Here is a 23,785-nt window from a genome sequence, read left to right on the forward strand (position 1 = left end):
ACTTAATTAGTGGCAAACAGGAGCCATAATGAGTCTTAAATTTTTAGATTTTGAACAGCCCATTGCTGAGCTTCAGGCACAAATCGAAGAATTAAAAGCAGTAGGCGCAAAAGGCGACTTTGATATTTCCATTGAAGAGGAAATTGCTAAGCTGCAGGAAAAACGTGAGCAGCTGGTTGAGAAAATTTTTGGTGATCTTGGCGCTTGGCAAGTCGCGCAGTTGGCCCGCCACCCATTGCGGCCATACACGCTCGACTACATTAAACACCTGTTTGATGACTTTGACGAGCTAGCGGGTGATCGTACCTTTGCTAACGATGAGGCTATTGTTGGTGGTACCGCGCGTTTGAATGGCACGCCAGTGATGATTATCGGCCACCAAAAAGGCCGTGAAACCAAAGAAAAAATTCGCCGTAACTTCGGTATGCCAAAGCCAGAAGGTTATCGCAAAGCCTTGCGCTTAATGGAAATGGCTGAGCGATTTAAAATGCCAATTATTACCTTCATTGATACACCAGGGGCCTACCCAGGCATTGGTGCGGAAGAGCGTGGTCAATCGGAAGCTATTGCCCGTAATTTGAAAGTAATGGCACGTTTAAATACGCCAATTATTTGTACGGTTATTGGCGAAGGTGGCTCTGGTGGTGCCCTGGCGATTGGCGTGGGTGACCGTGTGAATATGTTGCAGTATTCAACCTACTCGGTTATTTCACCAGAAGGTTGTGCGTCTATTTTATGGAAAAGTGCCGAAAAAGCGCCGTTAGCGGCTGAGGCCATGGGTGTGACCGCGCAGCGCTCAAAGGAACTTGGTTTAATTGACACCATTATTGCTGAGCCCATTGGTGGCGCCCATCGTGATCATGAAGAAATGGCCCGTCGCTTGAAGAAGCAATTACAGGCTGACCTTGATGCACTGGTTAATCTAGACAGCGCATCGCGTCTTGAGCAGCGTTATCAGAAATTAATGTCATTTGGCTACTGTTAACAAACCTGTCGGGAGTCACGACACCAGTGACTCCCTTTACGCGTTATTCAAACAACGCTTGCTCACCCTACAATTAGCTGAGCAACAGCAACTTATTGCCTGCTTAGGCGGTGGCGCAGATTCACAAACCATTCTTGATTTGCTGGATCGCTTTCGCCACGATTTTCCGCATTATCGTTACCTAGCTATTCATCTTGACCATGCATTTCACCCAAGTTCAGGCGAGTGGGCACAAGGCTTAGTTGCAGACTGTCAACGGCGCAATTTCCCAATGCTGTGCGAAGCCTTACCGGTAAAAACCGGCGCCCGTATTAGCAAGGAAGCCGCGGGGCGTGAAGCACGCTACCAGCGCTTAAGTGAACTGGGCGACAGCAACGCGGTGTTTTTGCTGGGGCAGCACCGCAATGACCAAATTGAAACCTTCTTATTGCAGCTAAAACGAGGTTCTGGGCCCAAAGGGTTAGCGGCAATGGCACCGCTGTCGCAGCGTGGCAGCGAGGGAAAAATGCAGCAATGGTTTCGGCCATTACTGGATGTCAGTAAACAGGCCATTTATGACTACGCACATGCCCGTCAGCTTCATTGGATTGAAGACGATACCAATTACGACACTACCATTGAGCGTAATTTTCTGCGGCACGATATTATTCCAAAGCTTGAACAGCGCTGGCCGCACTTTGGTGATGCGGTACTACGAAGTGCACAATTGTGCGCAGAAACCCAAGGTTTGTTGGAGCAATTATTGGCGGACCGCGTAAACCCGCATATGCAAACCGATGGTGCGTTGGCTACGCGTTGGTTACAGACCGCTAGCCCCGATTTACAGCGCGGTGTTCTGCGCTATTGGTTACAAGTGCAGCAAGCGACCATGCCGTCATACGCGCAGTTAGAGCAATTGCGCACGCAAATGTTGTTAACCACCAATGACACCCAGCCTCAAGTGTGCTGGGCAAATTGTTGCGTGGTACGTGAAGTTGCCGAAAATAAAGATCGGCTGTTGCGACTGCAAGCCCGCCCATGAAAGACCAACGTAAAGCCATTGCCTTCGCATTAAGCGCAGTGTTGCTGTGGTCGACCGTTGCAACCGCGTTTAAGATAGCGCTACAGTATTTAACCCCATTGCAGTTGCTATCCATAGCGGCAGTGAGCAGTTTATTAGTATTTGCGGTGATATTAACCGTGCAGCAACGTTGGCTAGAAACATGGCGCTTAGCTCGTCATCGCTCGCTATTTTATGTACTTCAAGGCTTTATCAACCCCGCCGCTTATTACCTAGTACTTTTTGCCGCATACGACCAGCTGCCAGCCCAACAAGCGCAAGCAATTAATTACACATGGGCTATTACCATGTCGTTACTTGCGGTGCCGTTTTTGCAGCAAACACTCAGCAAAAAAGAGCTTATGGCCATGCTGCTGGCCTATGGTGGGGTGTTTCTAATTGCAACTGGCGGCAACTGGGACTTTCAGCAAACCAACTGGTTAGGTATTGGTTTGGCCTTGTTTAGTACGTTGCTGTGGGCCAGTTATTGGCTGATTAACACCAAAAACACCGATAAACCAGTGCCAGCGCTATTTTTGTGCTTCTTTTGGGGCACGCTGTGGTTGGTTGGCTTTCATGTTGTTTACGCGTGGTGGCTGCAGCAACCTTTGTTGGCACAATTGCTTCCGCAAATTGCCATTGAGGGTATCTGGGCTGGTGTTTATGTGGGTATATTTGAAATGGGGTTAACCTTTTTCTTATGGTTAACAGCTATGCGTCTCGCGACCAAAACAGCACAAATATCGACTTTGATATTTCTCAGTCCATTTATTTCATTGGCGCTTATTTACTTTATACTTGATGAAAACATTCAAATAGCCACAGTAATTGGTTTATGCTTAATTTGTTTAGGGTTATACAAACTTAAGGATAAACAGTGAATAGTGGATTCACCGACATACTGTTGTTACTTGCTATTGCCGTGGTATTGGTTTGGGCTTTTCGGCGGGTAAAACTACCCGCCATTTTGGCTTACTTAACGGCCGGAATTATTGCCGGGCCCGACGTGATGGCTTGGATAGCAGACCCAGATGAATACCATTTTGTTGCCGAGCTTGGCGTGGTTCTGCTGCTGTTTTCACTAGGGCTCGAGTTCTCACTGCCAAAAATGATCGCCATGCGTGCACACGTGTTCGGCTTAGGTGCTGGCCAAGTATTTCTTTGTACTGCAGCTTTTGCTGGCTTAGGTATGCTATTTGTGAGCGATTGGTCGGCGGCCTTTATTATCGGTTGTACGTTAGCCTTGTCTTCGACTGCTGTCGTTATCAAGCAACTTGGTGAGTCCTCACAGCTTACTTCACGTAAAGGGCAAATGACGGTTGCGGTACTGTTGTTCCAAGATATTGCCGTGGTTCCCATGCTTATTGTTATTCCATTATTGGCAAGCAATGGCGAGGTGTCCCTGTGGGAAAGCTTAGGTTACGCATTACTCAAGGGTACAGGGGTAGTGTTGGTACTCATGGCCATTGGTAAATGGGTGCTACCGCATGTGTTTCGTGAAATTGCCAAATTACGCACCGATGAATTGTTTGTTCTAGCCACTTTGCTGGTAGCCTTGGTTGCCGGTGGTATGACCCATTTGTTTGGGTTGTCGATGGCTTTAGGCGCATTCTTGGCTGGCATGATGCTTGGCGAAAGTAAGTACAAGCATCAGCTTGAAGCCGATATTCGCCCGTTTCGCGATATTCTTATGGGGTTATTTTTCATTACCGTAGGTATGCAACTTGATCTCACCGTTTTTATTGCAAATATTCATTGGATAATCCTGATTGTGCTTGCCGTTGGTTTGATCAAATTAGTGGTGGTGCGGTTGTTAGCTGGCGCAATGCATGAACGTGCGGAAGACGCTTGGGGCTCCGGCCTCATGTTGTTCCAAATGGGTGAATTCGGCTTTGTGCTGTCTTCACTTGCGCTAACCTTTGGCCTATTAGAGCCTCAAGTAGCGTCTGTATTGGTCGGGGTTGGTGTTTTTGGTATGGCCCTAACGCCATTGGCAATACAGCAATGCAAGCCCATTGTGGGCCGTATTCTCGGGGCGCAAGAGGCCGAACAGCAGAGCAGTGTACCAACCCCTCAGGACGAAAAATCACGAGTGCTTATTCTTGGCTTCGGCCGTGTGGGCCAAACCATAGCACGCTTTCTCACCAATGAAGGCATTGATTACCTAGCCATTGACCATGATCCAAAACGTGTGCAAGAAGCCGTTGCTGGTGGCTCTAAAGTGTTTTTTGGCAATGCCATACGGCGCGATATTTTGCGTGCGGTACATGCCGACGAAGCGGAGTTGATAATTATCAGTTTTGCCGACGATGAGCGAGCGCTTGACGTACTCAAAGCCATTCGCAATGTTAATGAACATGCTGAAATTATTGTGCGTAGCCGTGATGACGTGCGTTTACAGCAAATGATGAACGCTGGCGCTACGCAAGTGGTGCCTGACACGCTTGAAGCGAGTTTAATGTTAGTGTCACAAATTTTGAGTCGCTCAGGCATTCCTATTCGCCGAATTCTGTCGCGATTAGATCAAGCGCGGCGTTCACATTACGGCGAAATGCATGGTTTTTATCCTGGTGAAACAACGGACATGGACCCAGAGAAGTTAGATCGGTTACAGTTTTTGCACGCGGTAGCGTTACCCGAGAACGCATTTGGTTGCGGCAAAAAGTTAGTCGATTTGGCGTTAGATGATTTAAATTTACGAATTAAATCGGTACGGCGTGGTGAGCAAGAATTCGTGGAGGTTCACGGCGACTTCACTCTGCAAGCCGATGACGTGGTGCTACTTGCCGGCGGTCCTCGGGCGATTGAGGCGGGTGAAAGTTACTTACTCAATGGTTAAACGGCGGTGTGAGCCTAAAAACGTTACACTCCGTAACAACTTCTAACATATTCAAACTAACGGATGTTGCGAGATTTCGTCATACTATATGGACGAAATCTCGTTAATGTGTTCTAACCAATGGAATCAGGACGTTATGGCCTTTAAGAAACGTGCACTACTCCCCCCGATTATTCTTGTTGTGGCAATTTTACTGTTAGTCGCCATGATAGCCTTGCGTCCACAACCTCCACAGCGCTCAACGGAGCGACCGGCGGTGCTAGTTGAAGTGCTTGAAGTACAACCTGAGAACATTAATTTTCAAGTGGAAGGCCAGGGTAACGTTAAGCCGAAGCACATGACGAATTTGGTCACCCAGGTAAGTGGCCAAATTATTGAAGTGGCTGATAATTTTGTAAACGGCGGATTCTTCGAAAAAGGTGACATGCTAGTCACTATCGACCCAGCCGATTACCGTGTCGCATTACAAAGTGCTAAAGCGTCATTGGCGCAAGCGAAAGCAGCCTTGGCTGAAGAAAGTGCTCGTGCAAAAGTAGCCAAGGACGAGTGGGAATCACTGCAAATGGGTGAAATTCCGGCGCTAGGTATTCGTGAACCGCAGGTGGCCAGTGCGGTTGCTGCGGTGCAGTCTGCTGAAGCCGCTGTCGCTAAAGCGCAGCGTGACCTAGACAGAACCGTGGTACGTGCCCCGTATGACGGAATTTTGCAAAATAAAAACGTTGATATTGGTCAGTTTGTGTCAATGAACACGCAAGTGGGTGCTTTGTATGGGTCTGAAGTTGCCGAAGTTCGCGTGCCGTTGAGCGACCGCGATTTAGCTTATATTGACTTACCAGAAGCCAACCATGATGGAGCTAGCCCACATGTTGCATTAACCAGTGATGTGGCTGGTAAAACCTTCACCTGGCACGGTAACTTGGTGCGTAGCGAAGGGGTTCTTGATCAAAATAGCCGCGTTATTTACGGCGTGGTTGAAGTGCAAGACCCATATAACCAAGAAAGCGAACAACACCCAGCGCCATTGCGTTTTGGCCGTTTTGTTCAGCTGGTTATTGACGGTGTTGAAGCACAGCAAGTGTATCGAGTTCCACGTTATGCGTTGTCCATTAATAACACCGTTTGGGTTGTTGATGACGAGCGCCGCCTGCAACAACGAGATGTGAATATTGTGCGCGCAGAAGCACAGCACGTGGTGATAAACGAAGGGTTGCAACCTGGCGATTTAGTCGTGTTAACCCAGTTATCAAATGCGCTGCCGAGCATGAAGGTACGTATTCCTGGTGACCCTGTCATTGAGCAGCAAGAAACGCCTAACAAGCAAACCGCTGAAGTAGCAGGTAACGATAATGAGTAATTACGATATCGACCCGAAAAAGGGAATTATCGCGTGGTGGGCGAATAACTCCGTTGCTGCCAACCTGTTGATGGCGCTGATTATTATCACCGGTATTTTTATGGTGGGGCAGGTGCGCAAGCAAATGTTCCCCGAAATAGAATTGAACGTCATTAGTGTGCAGGTGCCTTTTCCTGGTGCAGCTCCGCAAGAAGTTGAACAAGGTGTTTTGGTTCGAATTGAAGATGCCATTGAAGACGTCAACGGTATTGAGCGCGTAACCTCCACAGCACGAGAGGGCAATGGTTCTGTTTCGATAGAAGTTGAAAGCGGCTACGACGTCCAAGTTGTTATGGATGAAGTCAAAATGCTCATTGACGCGATTCCGAGCTTTCCGCAACAGATAGAAAAGCCAAATATTTATCGAATTCGCCCACAGCGCCAGGTGATCTGGATTAGCGTGTTTGGCGACATGAATGAAATGTCGCAAAAAGAACTAGCAAAAGAGATCCGCGACGACATTAAAGATATCGGTGGTATTACCCGTGTCGAAGTCATTGGTGCACGAGACTATGAAATATCGGTCGAAATATCAGAAGCCGATTTACAACGTTACAACTTAACTTTTCAACAAGTGGTGAATGCCATTCGTGGCACTTCGTTAGATGTTGCTGGTGGCTCTATTCGTACACCCAATGGCGATATATTGTTGCGCGCGAATAACCAAGCCTATAAAGGCGATGAGTTTGAGCAAATTGTCTTAATTAACCGCCCAGACGGCACTCGCTTAACACTGGGTGATATTGCCAAGGTACAAGATGCGTTTATTGAGCGCCGCCGCTTTACGCAGTTTGACGGCAAAATGGCAACCTTCGTGCGGGTTGACTCCGTGGGTGATCAAAACGATCTGCGCACCGCTGAAGTGGTCAAAAATTACATTGAACGTAAGCAAAAAGAACTGCCACCCGAGGTCAAAATTGCCCATTGGGGTGACTCGTCTTATTACCTGCAAGGTCGCCTAGACTTAATGATCGATAACATGCTGTTTGGGGGCGCGTTAGTGTTCATTATGCTGGCGTTGTTCTTGCAGTTGCGACTGGCATTCTGGGTCATGATTGGTATCCCGTTATGTTTCTTGGGAACCATCGCCTTAATGCCGTTACCTATGTTTGATATTTCCATCAACATGATTTCGTTGTTTGGTTTTATCTTGGTGCTCGGAATAGTCGTCGATGATGCCATCGTCATCGGTGAGAGTGCTTATTCGGAAATTGAAGCCAATGGCAAGTCGATAGACAACGTTGTTATTGGTGCGAAAAAAGTCGCCATGCCAGCAACTTTTGGGGTGTTAACCACCATGGTTGCGTTTATTCCTATGCTCATGGTTGAAGGCGGCATGGGCGCCATTTGGGAATCTATCGCGTGGGTTGTTATTCTGTGTTTGGCGTTCTCATTAATTGAGTCCAAGTTTATTTTGCCGGCGCACATTGCGCACATGAAATTTTCCAAAACGGCAAACGAAAAGCAGAACGGCTTTCAGCGTGTGCGTAATAAAATTTCCCATGCGTTGCAGCACTTTGCGAAAACCTACTATCAGCCATTTTTGAAAAAGTGTCTGCACTATCGTTATACAACCTTGGCTGCATTTATCGGTTTGTTCATATTGTCGATTGGTCTTATTGCCGGTGGTACCGTGCGTTGGGTGTTCTTCCCGAACATTCCAAGTGACTTTATACAGGCCAACGTGCAAATGCAGCCGGGCGCTTCGGAAGAGTCGACGATTCGCACGCTGCAAGCTGTTGAGCAATCATTGCTAGACGTTGACGCACGCGCTGAACAAGAGAACGGCGACAATATCATCAAACACATTAACGTGTGGATGAATGGCACCACCAGCGGTACGGTATTTGCGGAGTTAGAAAAAGGCGAAGACCGTAACCTTGATGGCTTTGCCATTATTAATAACTGGCGTGAATCCACCCCAGAAATTGCTGGCGTCAAAGCGCTGAATTTTCAAGGCAGTATAGGCGGTGGCGGCGGCTTTGACGTGGAGTTTCAGCTAACTGGGCAAAACCTTGAGGAATTAGCTGCGGCAGCCACTTTATTAAAGCAAGACTTAGCGCAATTTGACGGGGTGTTTGATATTGAAGACACCTTTGGCGAGGGCAACGATGAAATCATCCTTGAGTTGAAACCTTTAGCCACCGCTATGGGGATCACCTTACAGGAGCTCGCAAGTCAAGTGCGCTATGCTTTCTATGGTGCTGAGGCGCAGCGTATACAGCGCAACGACGAAGAAGTAAAAGTCATGGTGCGTTATCCGTTATCTGAACGCCAGTCGGTGGGTAACCTAGAAGACATGAAATTGCGTACCTCAGACGGTGCTTTGATACCCTTTACTGAACTAGCCGATGTACGCTTCGCGAAGGGTTACAACACCATCACACGTATTAATCGTGAACGCTCGGTGAATGTACGTGCACGCGTTGATAAAGACAAAGTGCAGCCGTTTGATATTGTGCGTCAAGTGCGCGAAAGCAAAATTCAGCCAATTCTTGATCGCTATCCATCCGTTGGTTTCCAACTTGAAGGGGCTTCACAAGACGAAGCCGAGGCAACAAGTTCACTGGCGATTGGTTTTGTGCTGGCGTTATTTGCGATTTATGCACTAATGGCCATTCCATTGAAGTCATACAGCCAACCACTGATTATCATGTCGGTGATTCCGTTTGGCATGATTGGTGCTGTGGTTGGTCATTGGTTGCTTGATATGCCGATTTCCATTCTAAGCTTGTTCGGCATTATTGCGCTGGCTGGGGTTGTGGTAAACGACTCCCTGGTTATGGTTGATTATGTCAACCGCGCACGCGCTCAAGGCGAGAGCTTACGTAAAGCTGTTGCTGAGGCCGGTGTGGCACGTTTCCGCGCAATTATACTTACCTCGTTGACCACGTTCTTCGGGTTAGTGCCGATTGTGTTCGAAAAGAGTATGCAGGCTAAGCTGGTTATTCCAATGGCGATATCGCTCGCCTTCGGTATCTTGTTTGCCACGGTGATCACGCTGCTATTAGTACCAAGCTTGTATTTAATTTTGAATGACACCCGTCGTGGCGTGAAAACCATGCTGAGTTGGTATGGTCTGACCAAGCCCCCAGAACCGAAATCAGAACAACACAATTCAGTCACATAATGTTAAACTATTGACCTTATACTAATGAACGCCAACAACTTACCGGTGTTGGCGTTTACTGCACAAGCAGAGTCACTGGAAGGTCATACATGAATCTGGCACTTATCGATATTATCGCGCTGGTATTTTTTGTTACTGTCTGGGTTACCTACACGCAATTTGCCCGTATTCGCGCGCGCTCTACTTATAGTCTTTCGCATATTTTGCGGCAGTTGCGCATTGACTGGATGCGCACCTTAACTCGTAAAGAACATCAAATTGCCGATGCCGCGTTACTCGGTAATGTTGAGCGAACCGTGACCTTTTTTGCCTCTTCAACCGTGCTGGTATTGGCGGGTGTTATTACCTTGCTGGCGTCTGCCGATAAAGTTGTTGAAGTGCTGCAGTCAATTCCTTACACCGCTGACACCGCCACCGACAAAGTGCAATTCAAACTCGCGGTACTGTCGCTGTTATTCGTGTTTGCGTTTTTCAAATTTACCTGGTCGATTCGCCAATTTGGTTTCGTCTCGGTACTCATGGGGGCTGCGCCCCAGTACCGCTCAACTGACTTTACTGACGAGCAACGCGAAATCTTTGCGCGCCAAGCCGCCAAGGTTATTGATCAAGCCGGCCATGAGTACAACAACGGCCTGCGCGCTTATTACTTTGCCTTGGCGTTTTTGTGTTGGTTTATCCATCCGTATTTATTTATTGCCTCAACCGCCGTGGTGGTATTGGTACTCTATCGTCGTGAGTACCGTTCGAAAGTGTTACGTGCACTACTTGCCACCAAAGGTTGGGAACCGGGCCCGATAACAGATAATGGAGATGCGTCGTGACCCTTGATGTATTGCAATGGACTATTGCTGAATATTTTCAACAAACTAAGCAAGCTTTGCCTGCTCAACTTCCTCACGTGTTAGGACCCTATGAAGGCCCATCGCTGATTGGTACAGAACAGCGCGTGAATAACGCCCGCGTTGAATTCTGGGATGCCGGTGTGATTGTCATTGAGCCGGATGCGCCTGGCGACAAAGATGTGGTTTTTTCGTGCGCTGTGCACGGTGACGAAACCGCGCCAATAGAAATGCTGCGTGACATGCTTAGCGACATTCTGGCAGGCCAACTTACGGTTAAGCAACGTACCTTGTTTTTAATCGCGAACCCCGCCGCTATTGTGAATGGCACCCGCTTTGTTGATATGAACATGAACCGTTTGTTTAGCGGCGCACATGCCAACGGAAATAGCCCTGAACATGCTCGGGCAGAGAAATTAGAACACTATGTCAGTCAGTTCTTTAAACAACAGCAGCGTTATCATTACGATTTGCACACTGCTATTCGAGACTCAGCCCACGAAAAGTTTGCGGTCTATCCGTTTACCCACGGTGCACCTTACAAAAAGCAGCAACTGACATTTTTAGCTGAATGTGGTGTTGATACGATTTTGCTAAATCAAGCGCCTACCACCACCTTTAGTTATTACAGCGTGCGCGAGCATCAGGCGGATGCGTTTACGGTAGAGCTTGGCAAAGTACGCCCATTTGGGCAGAACGACATGTCACGGTTTGCCAAGGCCGACACCATGTTCCGTCAACTCATTGCAACAGACGCGCTGCAGTTGCCAGAGTTCGACGCGTCGCGGCATCATATTTACGATGTGTGTCGTACCATTAATCGCACTGCAGAGAATTTTGAATTGAATTTTCCTAATGACGTAGCCAATTTTACTGAGTTTGACACTGGCTTCGTGCTCGCCCGCGATGGCGAAACGCAATACAAAGTCGAGCAGACAGGGGAGCGCATTATTTTCCCGAACGCCCAAGTGGCAATTGGCCAGCGCGCTTTGTTAACGGTCATTCCGCTACCAGTTGAGCAACTTGAACTGGTCTGATTTTTAACTTTTTATGACGCACGCTGTTTGCATGTCAGTTGACGTAAAGGTAAAGTGTGCGCAATTTTTCTTAGAATGAGAAAGTTATGGCGAAAGATAAACAACATCAGTTGGACATCGTCACCAAACCGCAATTTATTGACGGTTCGGCGTTGAAGATTCCAATGCTACAGATCCTTGCTGAGGACGGTACCATTCGTAAAGGTGCAGAGCTGCCAGAAATGGACAAAGAGCTTGCCCTTAAAATTTTCGACACCATGCAGTTTATTCGCATTCTTGACGAGCGCATGATTGCTGCGCAACGCCAAGGTCGAATTAGCTTCTATTTGTCGTCGTTGGGCGAGGAGGCTGCGAGTATCGGCTCGGCTGCCGCATTAACTGACGGTGATATGATCATGGGCCAATACCGAGAGCAGGGCGCTTTGGCGTTCCGTGGCTTTACGGTTGAGCAGTTCATGAACCAGTTGTTCTCAAACGAGCGCGACTTAGGTAAAGGCCGCCAAATGCCGGTGCATTATGGCTGTGCAGAGCTAAACTTTATGACCATCGCCTCACCATTGGCCACACAAATTCCACAAGCCACCGGCTATGCCTATGGCCAAAAAATGGATAAAACGGGCAACTGTACCATTTGTTACTTCGGTGAAGGCGCCGCTTCAGAAGGTGACTTCCACGCTGCATTGAACATGGCAGCCGTATACAAAGTACCGGCCATTTTCTTCTGCCGTAACAACGGTTATGCCATTTCAACCCCTTCGCAAGGTGAACAGTATGCCGGTGACGGCATTGCGCCGCGTGGTGTTGCGTACGGCATGAAAACCATTCGGGTTGACGGTAACGACGTATTTGCGGTGTATCAAGCAACTCAGTTAGCGCGTAAATTAGCCGTGGAAGAAAACGAGCCGGTGCTGATTGAGGGCATGAGCTACCGTATGGCCGGCCACTCAACCTCAGATGACCCAACTGGTTACCGTACCCGTGACGAAGAAAATGCATGGCGTGCGAAAGACCCTGTGGTACGTTTCCAAAAATGGTTGCAAGCGCAAGGCTGGATCAACGAAGACGAAGCGCAAAAGAACTACGACGAGAAAAAAGCAGCTGTGTTAGCCGCGTTGAAATCTGCTGAAACTGTGCCTGTACCACATATTGATGAAATTATTGAAGACGTGTACGACACACCACCGCCACACCTTAAGCAACAGCTTGAGGCGCTAAAAGCGCACATTCGCAAGTATCCGGAAGCCTATCCGAAAACAGCGTCGCGTATTGATGGAGGTGACAAGTAATGGCCAAGATGAACCTATTACAAGCCATCAACAACGCACTCGATATTGCGATGGCAAAACATGACAACGTGTATAGCTTCGGCGAAGATACCGGTGCCTTTGGTGGCGTATTCCGTGCAACTTCTGGCTTGACCGAGAAATACGGCCGCCACCGCAACTTTAATACACCGTTAGTTGAGCAGGGTATTTTGGGCTTTGCCAACGGTTTAGCTTCTCAGGGTAGCTATGCGGTTGCTGAAATTCAATTTGGCGACTACATATTCCCAGCGTTTGACCAAATTGTGAATGAGTCAGCGAAATTCCGTTATCGTTCTGGTAATGAATTTAACGTGGGCGGTTTAACCATTCGTACACCATACGGCGGTGGTATTGCTGGTGGTCACTATCACTCGCAGTCACCAGAAGCATACTTTGCTCACACGCCGGGCTTGAAAATTGTTATGCCACGTAACCCGTACATGGCAAAAGGCTTATTGTTAAGCGCAATTTTCGATAAAAACCCAGTGTTATTTATGGAGCCTAAGCGTTTATACCGTGCATCGGTTGGTGAAGTTCCAGAAGAAGAATACACCCTCGAGCTTGGCAAAGCTGACGTGGTGAAGGAAGGTAAAGACATCACCGTTCTGGCCTGGGGTGCGCAAGTTGAAATGGCTGAAAAGGCTGCCGAAATGGCCGCCAAAGACGGCATCGACTGTGAAGTTATCGACTTAGTGAGTCTATTGCCGTGGGACGTCGACACCGTTGCTGAGTCAGTGCGCAAAACGGGTCGCTTGGTCATTACTCAAGAAGCGCCAATTACTGGCGGTTTCGCTAGCGAAGTGGCAGCGACCATTCAAGATCAATGTTTCTTGTACCTTGAGTCGCCAATTGCTCGCGTGTGTGGCTTGGATACCCCGTATCCATTAAGTCACGAAAAAGAGTACTTTGTTGACCACTTGAAAGTTTACGAAGCGATTAAAGCTTCGATGACCTACTAAGAGGCCTATGCAATGAGTAAAGATTTTATCTTACCGGACATCGGCGAAGGGATTGTCGAATGCGAAATCGTCGAGTGGTTGGTGCAAGAAGGCGATAGCATTAAAGAAGATCAGCCTGTGGTTGATGTCATGACCGATAAAGCTTTGGTGCAAATTCCAGCCAAAGAAGACGGTGTTGTCGCGAAGCTCTATTACGCAAAAGGCGATATCGCCAAAGTACATGAGCCGTTGTTTGCGATTGACTCTGGTGACGCAAACTCGTCAGCGGCTGCAGCGCCAAAAGCTGAGCAGCCGGTTGAGGCGGCAGCGACGAAGACCGAAAATAAGCAAGCTGATAGCAGTGTCACAGACTTTATTTTGCCAGACATTGGTGAAGGTATTGTTGAATGTGAAATTGTTGAATGGCAAGTCAAAGAAGGCGACACCATTGAAGAAGATCAGCCTGTTGTTGATGTGATGACGGATAAAGCTTTGGTGCAAATTCCGGCCAAAGAAAATGGTGTTGTTGAAAAGCTCTATTATGCCAAGGGCGATATTGCCAAAGTGCATGAGCCGTTATTTGCGGTTCGTGTAGCCGGTAGTTCTAGCGAATCAGCGCAGCCTGCTGCGAAAGAATCGACAGCGGCCAAGGCATCAGCGGATACAGCGAAGCCACAAGCAGGCCAAACTGAAGCACCTGCTGCTGCGCGTCAAGGCAAAGCCATTGCTAGCCCAGCGGTACGCCGCCGTGCTCGTGAATTGGACGTGGATATTAGCCAAGTGTCTGGCTCTGGTGCCAAAGGGCGGGTGATGAAAGAGGATGTTGAAAGCTTCGTATCTGGCTCGAAAAGGGTGTCAGACCCAGCTAAAGCTGGATCTGACACGCGCGCTGGAGCTGACACGCGCACTCGTACTGAGGCGATTCGTGGCGTGAAAGCGGCGATGGCTAAGCAGATGATGAAGTCGGTAAGTACCATTCCGCACTTTACCTATGCTGACGAGTTTGACTTAACCAACGTGATGGCACTGCAAAAGCAGCTTAAAGAAAAGTATGCTGACAAAGGCATACGCATTACCATGATGCCGTTTTTCATCAAAGCTTTGTCGTTAGCCCTGAAAGAGTTCCCAGTCATGAACGCTCAGGTAAACGACGACTGTACTGAAATTACTTACTTTGATGATCACAATATTGGTATGGCAGTGGATACCAAAATTGGCTTGTTAGTGCCGAATGTTAAGCAGGTACAGAACAAGAGCATTATTGAAGTAGCGCAAGAAGTGACGCGGTTAACCCAAGCAGCCCGCGAAGGTCGCGTGGCACAAGAAGATATGAAAGGTGGAACCATTTCTATCTCGAATATCGGCGTGATTGGCGGTACCGTGGCAACGCCAATTATCAACAAGCCAGAGGCTGCAATTGTTGCGTTAGGAAAAGTGCAAGAGTTACCGCGCTTTGATGCCAACGGCAATGTTGTTGCGCGCAAGATTATGACGGCAAGTTGGTCGGGTGACCACCGTATTATTGATGGCGGAACCATTGCTCGGTTCAATAAACTCTGGCAAGAGTTTTTGGAAGACCCCACCAGTATGTTAATTCATATGAGTTAATGTCTAAAGGCCGCGCAAGCGGCCTTTTTTATGATCCTAAAGTCTTAAGGTTTGCTATATCACGCCGATATAATTAAATTGGTAAAAAAACAGTTAAGGCGGCATATGGATTTTCCTGATTCAATTAAACAACAAACCTGCATGGACTGCTTAAGTGGCCAGTCGCTAGGCTTTGAAATACGCATGGCATTTCAGCCGATTGTTGATATGAAAAAGCAAAAAATAGTTGCGTACGAAGCGCTGGTGCGTGGGCCCGAAGGGCAGGGGGCTGGCTGGGTATTTGAGCGTGTAAACGAAGACAATCGCTACTATTTTGATCAAGCCTGTCGGGTAAAAGCCATAGAAACAGCGGCGCGTTTAGGTTGCGATACCTTTTTGAATATTAATTTCTTGCCTAATGCAGTTTACAGCCCTGAAACTTGTATTAAGGCTACTATTGAAGCGGCTGACTTGTACGGCTTTGATTTAACCAAGCTGGTGTTCGAAGTTACAGAAAGCGAGCAAATTATTGATAAAAGCCATCTACAGAATATTTTCAGTAGCTATTCTAAACGTGGCTTTAAAACAGCCATCGACGATTATGGCTCGGGCTTTGCGCGCATTGATTGGCTGATTGATTTGCGTCCAGATATTTTAAAACTAGATATGGCTCTTATTCGCGATATTGACGTGCACCCAGAAAAGCAAACTGTCGTTGTTGACGCGTTTAAGCAATGCCAGTTACAAGGAACCCAGCTGTTAGCTGAAGGCATTGAAACAAAAGAAGAACTAGACTGTCTTCGTGACATCGGTATACACTTGTTTCAAGGTTATTATTTCGCCAAACCTGAGCTAGAGGCACTAGCTCAGGTTGACTCAATAGAGCTCAAGGAGAGCCTTATTTAGCACCCACATTTACAAGGATAGCTTCGCAAAATGAAACAATTGAGTGCAGCTCTGTGGATTATACAGCTATTCTTGTTACACAGTTTGTTGGCACCTCATGCAGCCAATGCGAAGGTTCCTAACCCCTTAAATGAATATGCCATGCGCACATGGACAACTGCGCATGGCTTACCGCACAACTCCGTCAACGCAATAACTCAATCATCTGATGGCTATTTATGGTTAGCCACTTGGGAAGGACCTGTTCGCTACAACGGCCGCGAATTTGCGGTATTTGATGATATTCAAATAACCCAGATGCCAGAAGCCGGTGCTCTTGATATTAATGTTCACCCGAACACCGGCGAAATAATTGCAGCCGGGCCTCGCGGCGGCGTGGTGTTTTTTAACGGCCAGCAATGGCGGCCCCTGCAGTTTGGCAGTGGTTATGCGTATGAAACTGTGGTCGATGCTCTTCAGCGGTTGTGGGTAGCGACCAGTGCCGGTGTGTACCGACTTGATACCAGCGGTAAGGTAGATTTTTTCGATGTCAGCAAAGGGCTGCCGGAAAATACAACGATTCGTATTGCGCTGGTTTCTGGTGCCAACAACCAACAGCAGGTGTGGGCAGGAACCCGCGGTGGCCTTGCGGTATTTGAGCCAAGCACTGGGCACTTCGCCAAGGTAAATGAGCTTCCCACTGCGCAAATTCGTGAAATTCGACAGCTGCACGATGGTCGCGTTGCCGTGTCTAGCGACGATGGGCTTTTCATTCAGCAATCAACTGGCGAATTTAAGCCTTGGCCGGTGGCAGTCAAAGGCCCTATTACCGCAATTGTTGAGGGCCCAGAAGGCTGTCTATGGGTGGGCACATTTGAATACGGTGTCGGTCGGCTATGCGCAAATCAACAAGAGTGGCTAAGTGTTGAGCAAGGGTTACCAAACTCTCATGTACTCGATATTTTCCGTGACCGCGAAAACAACATGTGGGTATCGACTCACGGCGGCTTTGCCCAATTTCGTGCTGCGTTATTTACCAGTTTTACGCCGCATCATGGGTTAAAAGGCGCTTACGCGCGCTCAGTTCATGTTGATAACGAGGGGACCATTTGGGTAGGCACCAACGATGGCTTAAGTTATCGCAAGAATGGCCGCTTTGTCGGCTTAGATAAAGAAGCACGCCTGAAAGCTTTATCGGTGCTTTCTATTGCGTCAGACGATGCCAACCGTTTATACGTCGGCTCATACACTGAGGGTGTATTACAACTGCAAGATGGCAGAATTACAGCCCAGTTAAACCGTGACAATGGTCTGATGTTAAATGAAATTCGTGTCGTTAAACCTATTCCTGGCAGTGATTATGTGTTGGTTGGCACGCCCAACGGGTTATATGTAACCGAGGTTAGAAACGGTCAGTTCGTTATTGTTAAACACTTTACAAGCGCTGATGGCATGGCTTCTGATTTTGTTCATTCACTGACGTTGGCGTCAAACGGTGACTTGTGGGTGAGTTCAACCTCCACATTAACGCATTTTAAAACCAGCAACTCGCGTTTTGACTGGAAACCTGAGGCGGTAAATTTAGAAGAATTTACTCGTGCTCGGAATATCTTTTCAGGCATTAATCACCAGCAACGGTTATGGCTAGCGACAGACCAAGGTGTGCTTACAAGAGATTTATCTTCCGGTACTTGGCAATGGTTGGGGCGCCAACAGGGGCTACCGTTTGAAAAAGTATTCACGATTAACTTCGATACCCAAGCAAATTTATGGCTAGGCGGCTCACGAGGAATTATTCGCGTAAGCGCTGAGCAACTTGAACAATGGTTAAGCGAAGAAATTAAGTTAGTCACTCATAAGTTATTTTCTGAAGCTGACGGCATGAAGAGTCGGCAAATAACTACGGGCGGTTTAGCGTCTGCGTTAGATACTGAAGGACATCTTTGGTTTGCCTCTGCGGTTGGGGCCGTTCGCGTTGACCCTAGCCAATACAATACGCATAAAAACTCAGCTCCACCCCCGGTGATTGAGTCTGTGACCCATGATTATGGGGTGCTTGAAGCTACCGCAGAACTGCCCGCGGATAATACCCGCACAGCATTTAATTATGTTGCGCTTGGTTATCAAATGCCGGAGCAAATTGAATATCAAGTTCGTATGTATGGTTATGATTCACAGTGGATAAACCGCGAGGATAACCTAACCACGGAATATACAGCTCTGCCGCCAGGCAACTACCGCTTTGCGGTTCGCACGCGCTACCCAGGTGAAAACTGGTCGCAGCCAACTGAGTTTAGCTTTTCAAAAGCAGCCTACTTTTATCAGCGCCCATGGTTTTGGTTTGTTTTTGCTATTGCGCTGATCGCATTCGTGGGCGGATTAGTGCATTGGCGCATTCGTCAGCTTGAAAAAATGCGCGCCCGTTTGCAGGCCATGGTTCATAAGCAGACGCTTGAATTAGAGCAGCTTGCACTGACAGATTCCTTAACTGGATTGGCCAACCGTCGCGCATTTGACCAGCGTTTAGCCTTAGAAGTAAAAAATAGCACGCGACATCAAACGCCTTTGTCGGTTGGATTGCTTGATCTCGATTACTTTAAAGAAATTAACGACAGATACCTGCACGCTGGAGGCGATATTATTTTAACGCAAGTGGCGAAACTGATAGCAACCAATGCCCGCGAAATTGACTTAGTGGCACGTTGGGGTGGGGAGGAATTTGCCATTATTTTCCCAGACACAACGCAAGCGCAGGCAGCGAAAATTCTCGAACGTATTCGGCTTATGGTGGAGCAGTTGGAAGTGCCAGAAGTGAGCGAAGATGCTCGCGTTACAGTGAGTATTGGTTTGGTGAGCAGCCAATCAGCCATGAGTAGCGATGCGCAGCAGTTGTTAAAACTTGCCGATAGAATGCTTTATCAGGCGAAAAAAGGCGGCCGTAACCGCCTTTCAATATACCAAGCTGATGATATTAGCGGTTAGCCACCATACGGCGCACTAAGCCTGGGAAAAAGCGCTGTAAGAAGGGGGCAAGCTTAGACACGCCCGAGCCCACAACCACCTCAGCTTTTTGTTTCGACATGGCTTGTAGCGATTGCCGTGCACACTCATCTGCTGAAATACCGCCAGCATTGTCTGGGTCTTCATGCCCTAATGCAGAGCCGTCACCGGTTAGCGAGTTATGCGCAACCTGGGTGTTGATAAACCCTGGCAAAATTGAGGTAACCACAAGGTCATGCTGTTTCATTTCGGCGCGTAACGAGTCCATAAAACCAATGACGCCAAACTTGGCGCCGTTGTAGCCGCTACGTAGCTTAGTGCCGACTTTTCCTGCCACACTAGACACCGTGACAATATGCCCCGTACGACGCTCAACCATGCGTGGTAACACCAATTTGGTTAACGCGATAACCCCGAAATAATCAATTTCCATCAGCTGTCGATAAACGGCCATATCGGTATCTAAAATGAATGACCGCTGCGACACGCCCGCGTTATTAATCAAAATATCAATAACTTGATCGCCAAGCTCATGGTGCGCCTGCTCAGCGGCAGCTTCAGGTTGGCTTAAGTCAAGTGCAAGAACCCGGTGACGCTCTGGGTGAGCAAGCGATAAACGCACTTGTTCAAGCGCCTCGGCGCGGCGTGAGGTTAGAATAAGATGAGCACCGGCCTCTGCTAATTGCTGGGCCATGGCTAAGCCGATGCCCGAAGAGGCTCCGGTTAGCCAAACAGTTTTACCTTGAAAGTAGGTCATTTAGATTAACCTGCCGGATAGACATAATTGGCCTGGAAACCAAGCGGAATGCCAATCATCCAGTAGATGATCAAGAAGGCTGACCAAATAACTAATAAACTTACCGTAAACGGCAGCATCATAGCCACAAGTGAACCAATGCCTGTACCCTTCACGTAGCGCTGGCAGTACAGCACGACTAATGGGAAGTACGGTAACAGCGGGGTAATAATGTTACTAATTGAGTCACCGACGCGGTAAGCGGCTTGAGTTAAGTCTGGTGAGTAGCCCAGTTGCATCAGCATTGGCACAAAAATTGGCGAAATAAGCGCCCATTTGGCCGACGCAGAACCAATAAATAGGTTTATAAAGGCCACTAAGATAATAATGCCAACCATAGTGACGCCGCCAGACAGCTGCAACGAACTTAAGAATTGCGCGCCTTTAATTGAAAGCAATGTCCCTAAGTTTGAGTCGCCAAATGCTTTAATAAATAAGGCACAAAAGAAAGCCATCACCATGTAGTAGGCCATGCCTTCCATCGACTTGGTCATAGCGCCAACCACGTCTTGTGAGTTCTTGAAGCTGCCAGAAATAAAGCCATGCACAATGCCTGGAATAATAAACAGCAAGAATATCAGTGGCACAATCATTTGCATCAGCGGCGCGGTAAACGAAGCGAGTTCACCCGTTGCATCAGCTAAGGGGGTATTTTCAGCGCTGGCCGCGAAATACAAGCCAACCAAGCCCAGTACCATGGTCAATACGCCGGCGTAGAATGCCTTGCGGTCACGTGGCGTCACGTCGTCAAGTACCGGCATGTCTTCTTGGTCACCATCAATAGTGGCATTTTTTTGTAGGCGAGGCTCAATAACACGATCAGTTAAATACCAACCCACGAGCACCACCACCACAGACGAGGCCGCGGTGAAGAAGTAGTTGTTCAGCGGGTTTAACTGAATAGCAGGGTCAAGAATTTGTGCTGCGCTTTGGGTAAAGCCTTGCAGCAATGGGTCAATGGCTGAAGGCACAAAGTTGGCACTAAAACCACCGGAAACACCGGCAAAAGCAGCGGCAATACCCGCTAACGGATGGCGCCCGGCAGCAAAGAAAATCACGCCGCCCAATGGAATAACCAGCACATAACCAGCATCAACTGCAGTATGGCTTACAATAGCCACTAAAATTAACACCGGCGTGAGCAGCATTTTCGGTGTAACGTTAAGCATGAGCTTAATGGCCACATTGATGAAACCACTGCGCTCTGCGACACCGACACCTAGCATAGCAACCAACACCACACCTAAGGGCGCAAAGCCCATAAAGGTACCAACCATGTTGGCAAGAAAGTCGGCCATTTGATCGCCGGCTAACAAGTTAGTAATGCCAACGTTCTCATTGGTTAACGGGTGAACCGCGTCAAACTCAATACCAGAAAGTAAATAGCTAAATACCCAAACGATAATTAGCAATCCAAAAAACATGACCGCAGGGTCAGGAAGTTTGTTGCCCACTTTTTCAACTTTATCGAGTATACGATTCAGCAAAGTAGACGATTCTTGCGAACCAGACATGAGGAAACCCCTTGTTGTATTGTTATTATGATTAAGACGAAAGTATCATACCCCATCAACTGACAACAACAAGATGAAAACCGATGATTTGTGGAACAGACGAAGCAGGGCGCGGCCCAATTGCTGGGCCGGTTGTGGCCGCCGCAGTTATTTTAGACCCGAATAATCCAATTACTGGCATTAATGATTCAAAAAAGCTTTCTGAAAAGAAGCGTTTAGCACTTAGCGAAGAAATTAAGCAAAAAGCCTTGTATTGGGCGATTGCGCAATGCGATGCAGAAGAAATAGATGCCATTAATATTTTGCAAGCCTCGTTGCTGTCAATGAAGCGCGCTGTTGAAGCCTTGCCGGTTAGCCCTAGCAAGGTACTGGTGGACGGTAATAAATTGCCGCAATTGAATGTACCTGCAGAAGCCATTGTCGGCGGCGACGCCTTAGAGGCCTGTATTGGTGCGGCATCAATTTTGGCGAAAGTGGAGCGTGACCGGCAAATGCTCGAATGGCACGCGCTCTATCCAGAATACGATTTTGCCAAGCATAAGGCTTACCCAACGAAAGCCCATTTAGCTGCGCTTACAGAGCATGGGCCGTGCCCAATACACCGCAAAAGCTTTGGGCCTGTCGCGCGGTTGCTTGCTACGCCTGACAAATAGAGCGAATTAAATCACGAATATGTCGTTGCGCCGGTGCAATTTCATCAATTTGAATATATTCGTCGGGCTGATGGGCTTGGGCAATATTACCAGGCCCCATGATAATTGTTTGACAGCCGAGCCCCTGCACAAACGGTGCTTCAGTGCAGTAGTTTGCAACTTCTGGGGCATTGCCGGTTAAGCCATGAGCTAATTGCACAATGTCTGAGTCATTATCACAGCGATAGCCGGGAATAGGCTCGTGCATATGTTGTAGGCAGACAGCGCCCGGGTACTTGGCCTTAACCTCACGCAAACGGTCGTCAATGAGACCATACATGTCGTCAATGTTCATACCGGGTAACGGACGCATATCAATGTGCAATTCACAGCAGGCACAAATACGATTGGCGGCGTCACCGCCATGTATGGCACCGAAGTTTAAAGTTGGGTAGGGCACTTCAAAGGTGGCATCATTGAATCGTTGTTGAAACTCCCGCTGTACCGTACGGAGTTCCGTAATCACGTCGTGCATAATTTCAATCGCATTGACGCCGCCGGCTGGGTTTGAGCTATGGCCCGACTTGCCAGTAACGCGCACAGCTTCAGTTAAATGCCCTTTATGTGCGGTGACGGGGGTCATTGAAGTCGGCTCACCAATAATGGCAAATTCTGGCTTCAAGTGGCCAAACGCGTCTAACTCGCGGGCACCGGCCATGGTGGTTTCTTCATCGGCTGTGGCCAGAATATAAAGTGGTTTGGTTAAGGTTTTTAAGTCAATTCCGCGCAGTGCTTCTAATACGAACGCAAAAAAACCTTTCATATCGGCACTGCCAAGCCCGTATAAACAGCCATTGTCTTCACGTAATTTAAATGGGTCTTGGGTCCAGCGTCCTTCATCCCATGGCACGGTGTCCGTATGGCCAGCTAACATGAGGCCGCCTTCAGAGGCTCCCTCGGGTATATAATGTGCCAATAAATTGTATTTGCCTGATTGATGATCAAGTTCATGAATATCAATTTGAAAACCAAGGCTATCAAGCCACTGAGCTAACTTTTCGATAACCGCTTTGTTGCTGGTGTCCCAACTTGGGTCGAGGCAGGAAACGGAAGGAGTCGCGATAAGTTCGCGATACATTTGAATGAAACTAGGCAGCTGTGGCATCACGTGTCTCCGATACAACGTTTAATGAGCCACAGCATACCTGATTTATTTAGAAGTGATAACTACCACGCAAACGAACACCATCGCCAAATTCGCTGTCTTGATAGCCTACGCCAACCGAAACATCCGAATTAATGTAGTAATTCACACCAAGTTGATACTGATTGTCAGAGCCGGCATCAAAATAATCAACCCAACCTAAGCCACCGTAAAACTCAAACTGTTCAATACGTTGACGTAAGTTGGCCTCTACGCCCCAAAAGCCAGTGTCATTTTGACCGAAATCGACATGGCCCATGCGTAAACCAGCGTCCGCTGTTAGCCCTTGGCTTAACCAAAAATAGCGACCTAGCTTAGCGGCAATAACGTCATTGCTGCTGCCGAAGTCATTATCGAAGTTACGGTAATAGCCGCTTACGAAATAAGGAGACTTAAATTCGTAGGAGCCTTCAAGTAGAATGCTATCGCCACCATCGTGGTCAGCAACGGCTGCGCCCACATAGTTATAGGCAGCATATCCACGAGATTGTTGTTGAGTTTGTTGCTGCTGTTGCGCCAATGCAGAGCCTGAAAACAAGCCTGCTGAAACCAAGGACACAGTTGCTATGGCTGCTGATAAAACACTTACTTGCAATTTCATCGTGATATACCTCACTTTTTGCTAAAATCTGCAAATAACGGTAGCAACCTTAAATTGTAAAC

The 23,785-nt window shown here is 47.9% G+C and carries 18 protein-coding genes; 14 read left to right on the forward strand and 4 right to left on the reverse strand.

Going from position 1 to position 23,785, the window contains the following annotated elements; translation table 11 throughout:
* The first annotated feature begins 28 nt into the window (after positions 1 to 28).
* The 13 genes from accA (at position 29) to BM334_RS08960 (ending at position 18,958) form a co-directional block, all read left to right on the forward strand.
* A complete protein-coding gene (gene accA / locus BM334_RS08900) occupies positions 29 to 985 on the forward strand; it encodes an acetyl-CoA carboxylase carboxyl transferase subunit alpha (protein WP_092840904.1) in 957 nt (318 codons plus the stop codon).
* A complete protein-coding gene (gene tilS / locus BM334_RS08905) occupies positions 972 to 2,006 on the forward strand; it encodes a tRNA lysidine(34) synthetase TilS (protein ID WP_092840906.1) in 1,035 nt (344 codons plus the stop codon). Before accA ends, tilS begins: the two co-directional genes overlap by 14 nt.
* Positions 2,003 to 2,905, forward strand: coding sequence for a DMT family transporter (locus BM334_RS08910; RefSeq protein WP_092840908.1), 903 nt, complete (start codon positions 2,003 to 2,005; stop codon positions 2,903 to 2,905). Before tilS ends, BM334_RS08910 begins: the two co-directional genes overlap by 4 nt.
* On the forward strand, positions 2,902 to 4,863 hold the full coding sequence (locus BM334_RS08915) for a monovalent cation:proton antiporter family protein (RefSeq protein WP_092840910.1): 1,962 nt from the start codon (positions 2,902 to 2,904) through the stop codon (positions 4,861 to 4,863). The genes BM334_RS08910 and BM334_RS08915 overlap by 4 nt, the downstream gene beginning before the upstream one ends.
* A gap of 136 nt (positions 4,864 to 4,999) precedes the next feature.
* Positions 5,000 to 6,217 (forward strand): efflux RND transporter periplasmic adaptor subunit, encoded by a 1,218-nt coding sequence (locus BM334_RS08920; protein ID WP_157981884.1) that lies wholly within the window; start codon positions 5,000 to 5,002, stop codon positions 6,215 to 6,217.
* Positions 6,210 to 9,386 (forward strand): efflux RND transporter permease subunit, encoded by a 3,177-nt coding sequence (locus BM334_RS08925; protein ID WP_092840914.1) that lies wholly within the window; start codon positions 6,210 to 6,212, stop codon positions 9,384 to 9,386. The genes BM334_RS08920 and BM334_RS08925 overlap by 8 nt, the downstream gene beginning before the upstream one ends.
* 89 nt (positions 9,387 to 9,475) lie before the next feature.
* The gene (locus BM334_RS08930) at positions 9,476 to 10,207 is read left to right on the forward strand and encodes a DUF599 domain-containing protein (protein WP_092840916.1); all 732 of its coding nucleotides are present in this window, start codon (positions 9,476 to 9,478) and stop codon (positions 10,205 to 10,207) included.
* Positions 10,204 to 11,262, forward strand: coding sequence for a succinylglutamate desuccinylase (gene astE / locus BM334_RS08935; RefSeq protein ID WP_241970974.1), 1,059 nt, complete (start codon positions 10,204 to 10,206; stop codon positions 11,260 to 11,262). The genes BM334_RS08930 and astE overlap by 4 nt, the downstream gene beginning before the upstream one ends.
* 86 nt (positions 11,263 to 11,348) lie before the next feature.
* Positions 11,349 to 12,548 (forward strand): thiamine pyrophosphate-dependent dehydrogenase E1 component subunit alpha, encoded by a 1,200-nt coding sequence (locus tag BM334_RS08940; protein ID WP_092840918.1) that lies wholly within the window; start codon positions 11,349 to 11,351, stop codon positions 12,546 to 12,548.
* Positions 12,548 to 13,525 carry an alpha-ketoacid dehydrogenase subunit beta gene (locus BM334_RS08945; protein WP_092840920.1) on the forward strand — a complete coding sequence of 326 codons (978 nt, stop codon included), beginning with the start codon at positions 12,548 to 12,550 and terminating at the stop codon, positions 13,523 to 13,525. The genes BM334_RS08940 and BM334_RS08945 overlap by 1 nt, the downstream gene beginning before the upstream one ends.
* Before the next feature lie 12 nt (positions 13,526 to 13,537).
* The gene (locus BM334_RS08950; protein ID WP_092840922.1) at positions 13,538 to 15,112 is read left to right on the forward strand and encodes a dihydrolipoyllysine-residue acetyltransferase; all 1,575 of its coding nucleotides are present in this window, start codon (positions 13,538 to 13,540) and stop codon (positions 15,110 to 15,112) included.
* A gap of 105 nt (positions 15,113 to 15,217) precedes the next feature.
* Positions 15,218 to 15,997 carry an EAL domain-containing protein gene (locus BM334_RS08955; protein ID WP_092840924.1) on the forward strand — a complete coding sequence of 260 codons (780 nt, stop codon included), beginning with the start codon at positions 15,218 to 15,220 and terminating at the stop codon, positions 15,995 to 15,997.
* Positions 15,998 to 16,027: 30 nt separating this feature from the next.
* Complete coding sequence (locus BM334_RS08960; RefSeq protein ID WP_092840926.1) at positions 16,028 to 18,958, forward strand: ligand-binding sensor domain-containing diguanylate cyclase; 2,931 nt, start codon at positions 16,028 to 16,030, stop codon at positions 18,956 to 18,958.
* Here the strand turns inward: BM334_RS08960 and BM334_RS08965 are convergent.
* Entirely contained in the window at positions 18,948 to 19,733 is a 786-nt protein-coding gene (locus BM334_RS08965) for an SDR family oxidoreductase (protein WP_092840928.1), read from the reverse strand. The genes BM334_RS08960 and BM334_RS08965 overlap by 11 nt on opposite strands.
* Before the next feature lie 5 nt (positions 19,734 to 19,738).
* A complete protein-coding gene (locus tag BM334_RS08970) occupies positions 19,739 to 21,286 on the reverse strand; it encodes an AbgT family transporter (protein ID WP_092840930.1) in 1,548 nt (515 codons plus the stop codon).
* An 83-nt stretch (positions 21,287 to 21,369) separates the two neighbouring features.
* Here BM334_RS08970 and rnhB point away from each other — a divergent pair, with 83 nt between their 5' ends.
* Positions 21,370 to 21,939: a ribonuclease HII gene (gene rnhB, locus BM334_RS08975; protein ID WP_092840931.1), complete on the forward strand. Its 570-nt coding sequence runs from the start codon at positions 21,370 to 21,372 to the stop codon at positions 21,937 to 21,939.
* On the opposite strand, the gene argE is transcribed toward rnhB, so the two are convergent.
* Together argE and BM334_RS08985 are read right to left on the reverse strand one after the other, a co-directional pair.
* The gene (argE, locus tag BM334_RS08980) at positions 21,923 to 23,083 is read right to left on the reverse strand and encodes an acetylornithine deacetylase (protein WP_092840933.1); all 1,161 of its coding nucleotides are present in this window, start codon (positions 23,081 to 23,083) and stop codon (positions 21,923 to 21,925) included. The genes rnhB and argE overlap by 17 nt on opposite strands.
* Positions 23,084 to 23,132: 49 nt before the next feature.
* The gene (locus tag BM334_RS08985; RefSeq protein WP_092840935.1) at positions 23,133 to 23,723 is read right to left on the reverse strand and encodes a hypothetical protein; all 591 of its coding nucleotides are present in this window, start codon (positions 23,721 to 23,723) and stop codon (positions 23,133 to 23,135) included.
* Positions 23,724 to 23,785: the final 62 nt, after the last annotated feature.

Source organism: Pseudidiomarina donghaiensis, from assembly GCF_900116895.1.
Taxonomy (GTDB): Bacteria; Pseudomonadota; Gammaproteobacteria; order Enterobacterales; family Alteromonadaceae; genus Pseudidiomarina; species Pseudidiomarina donghaiensis.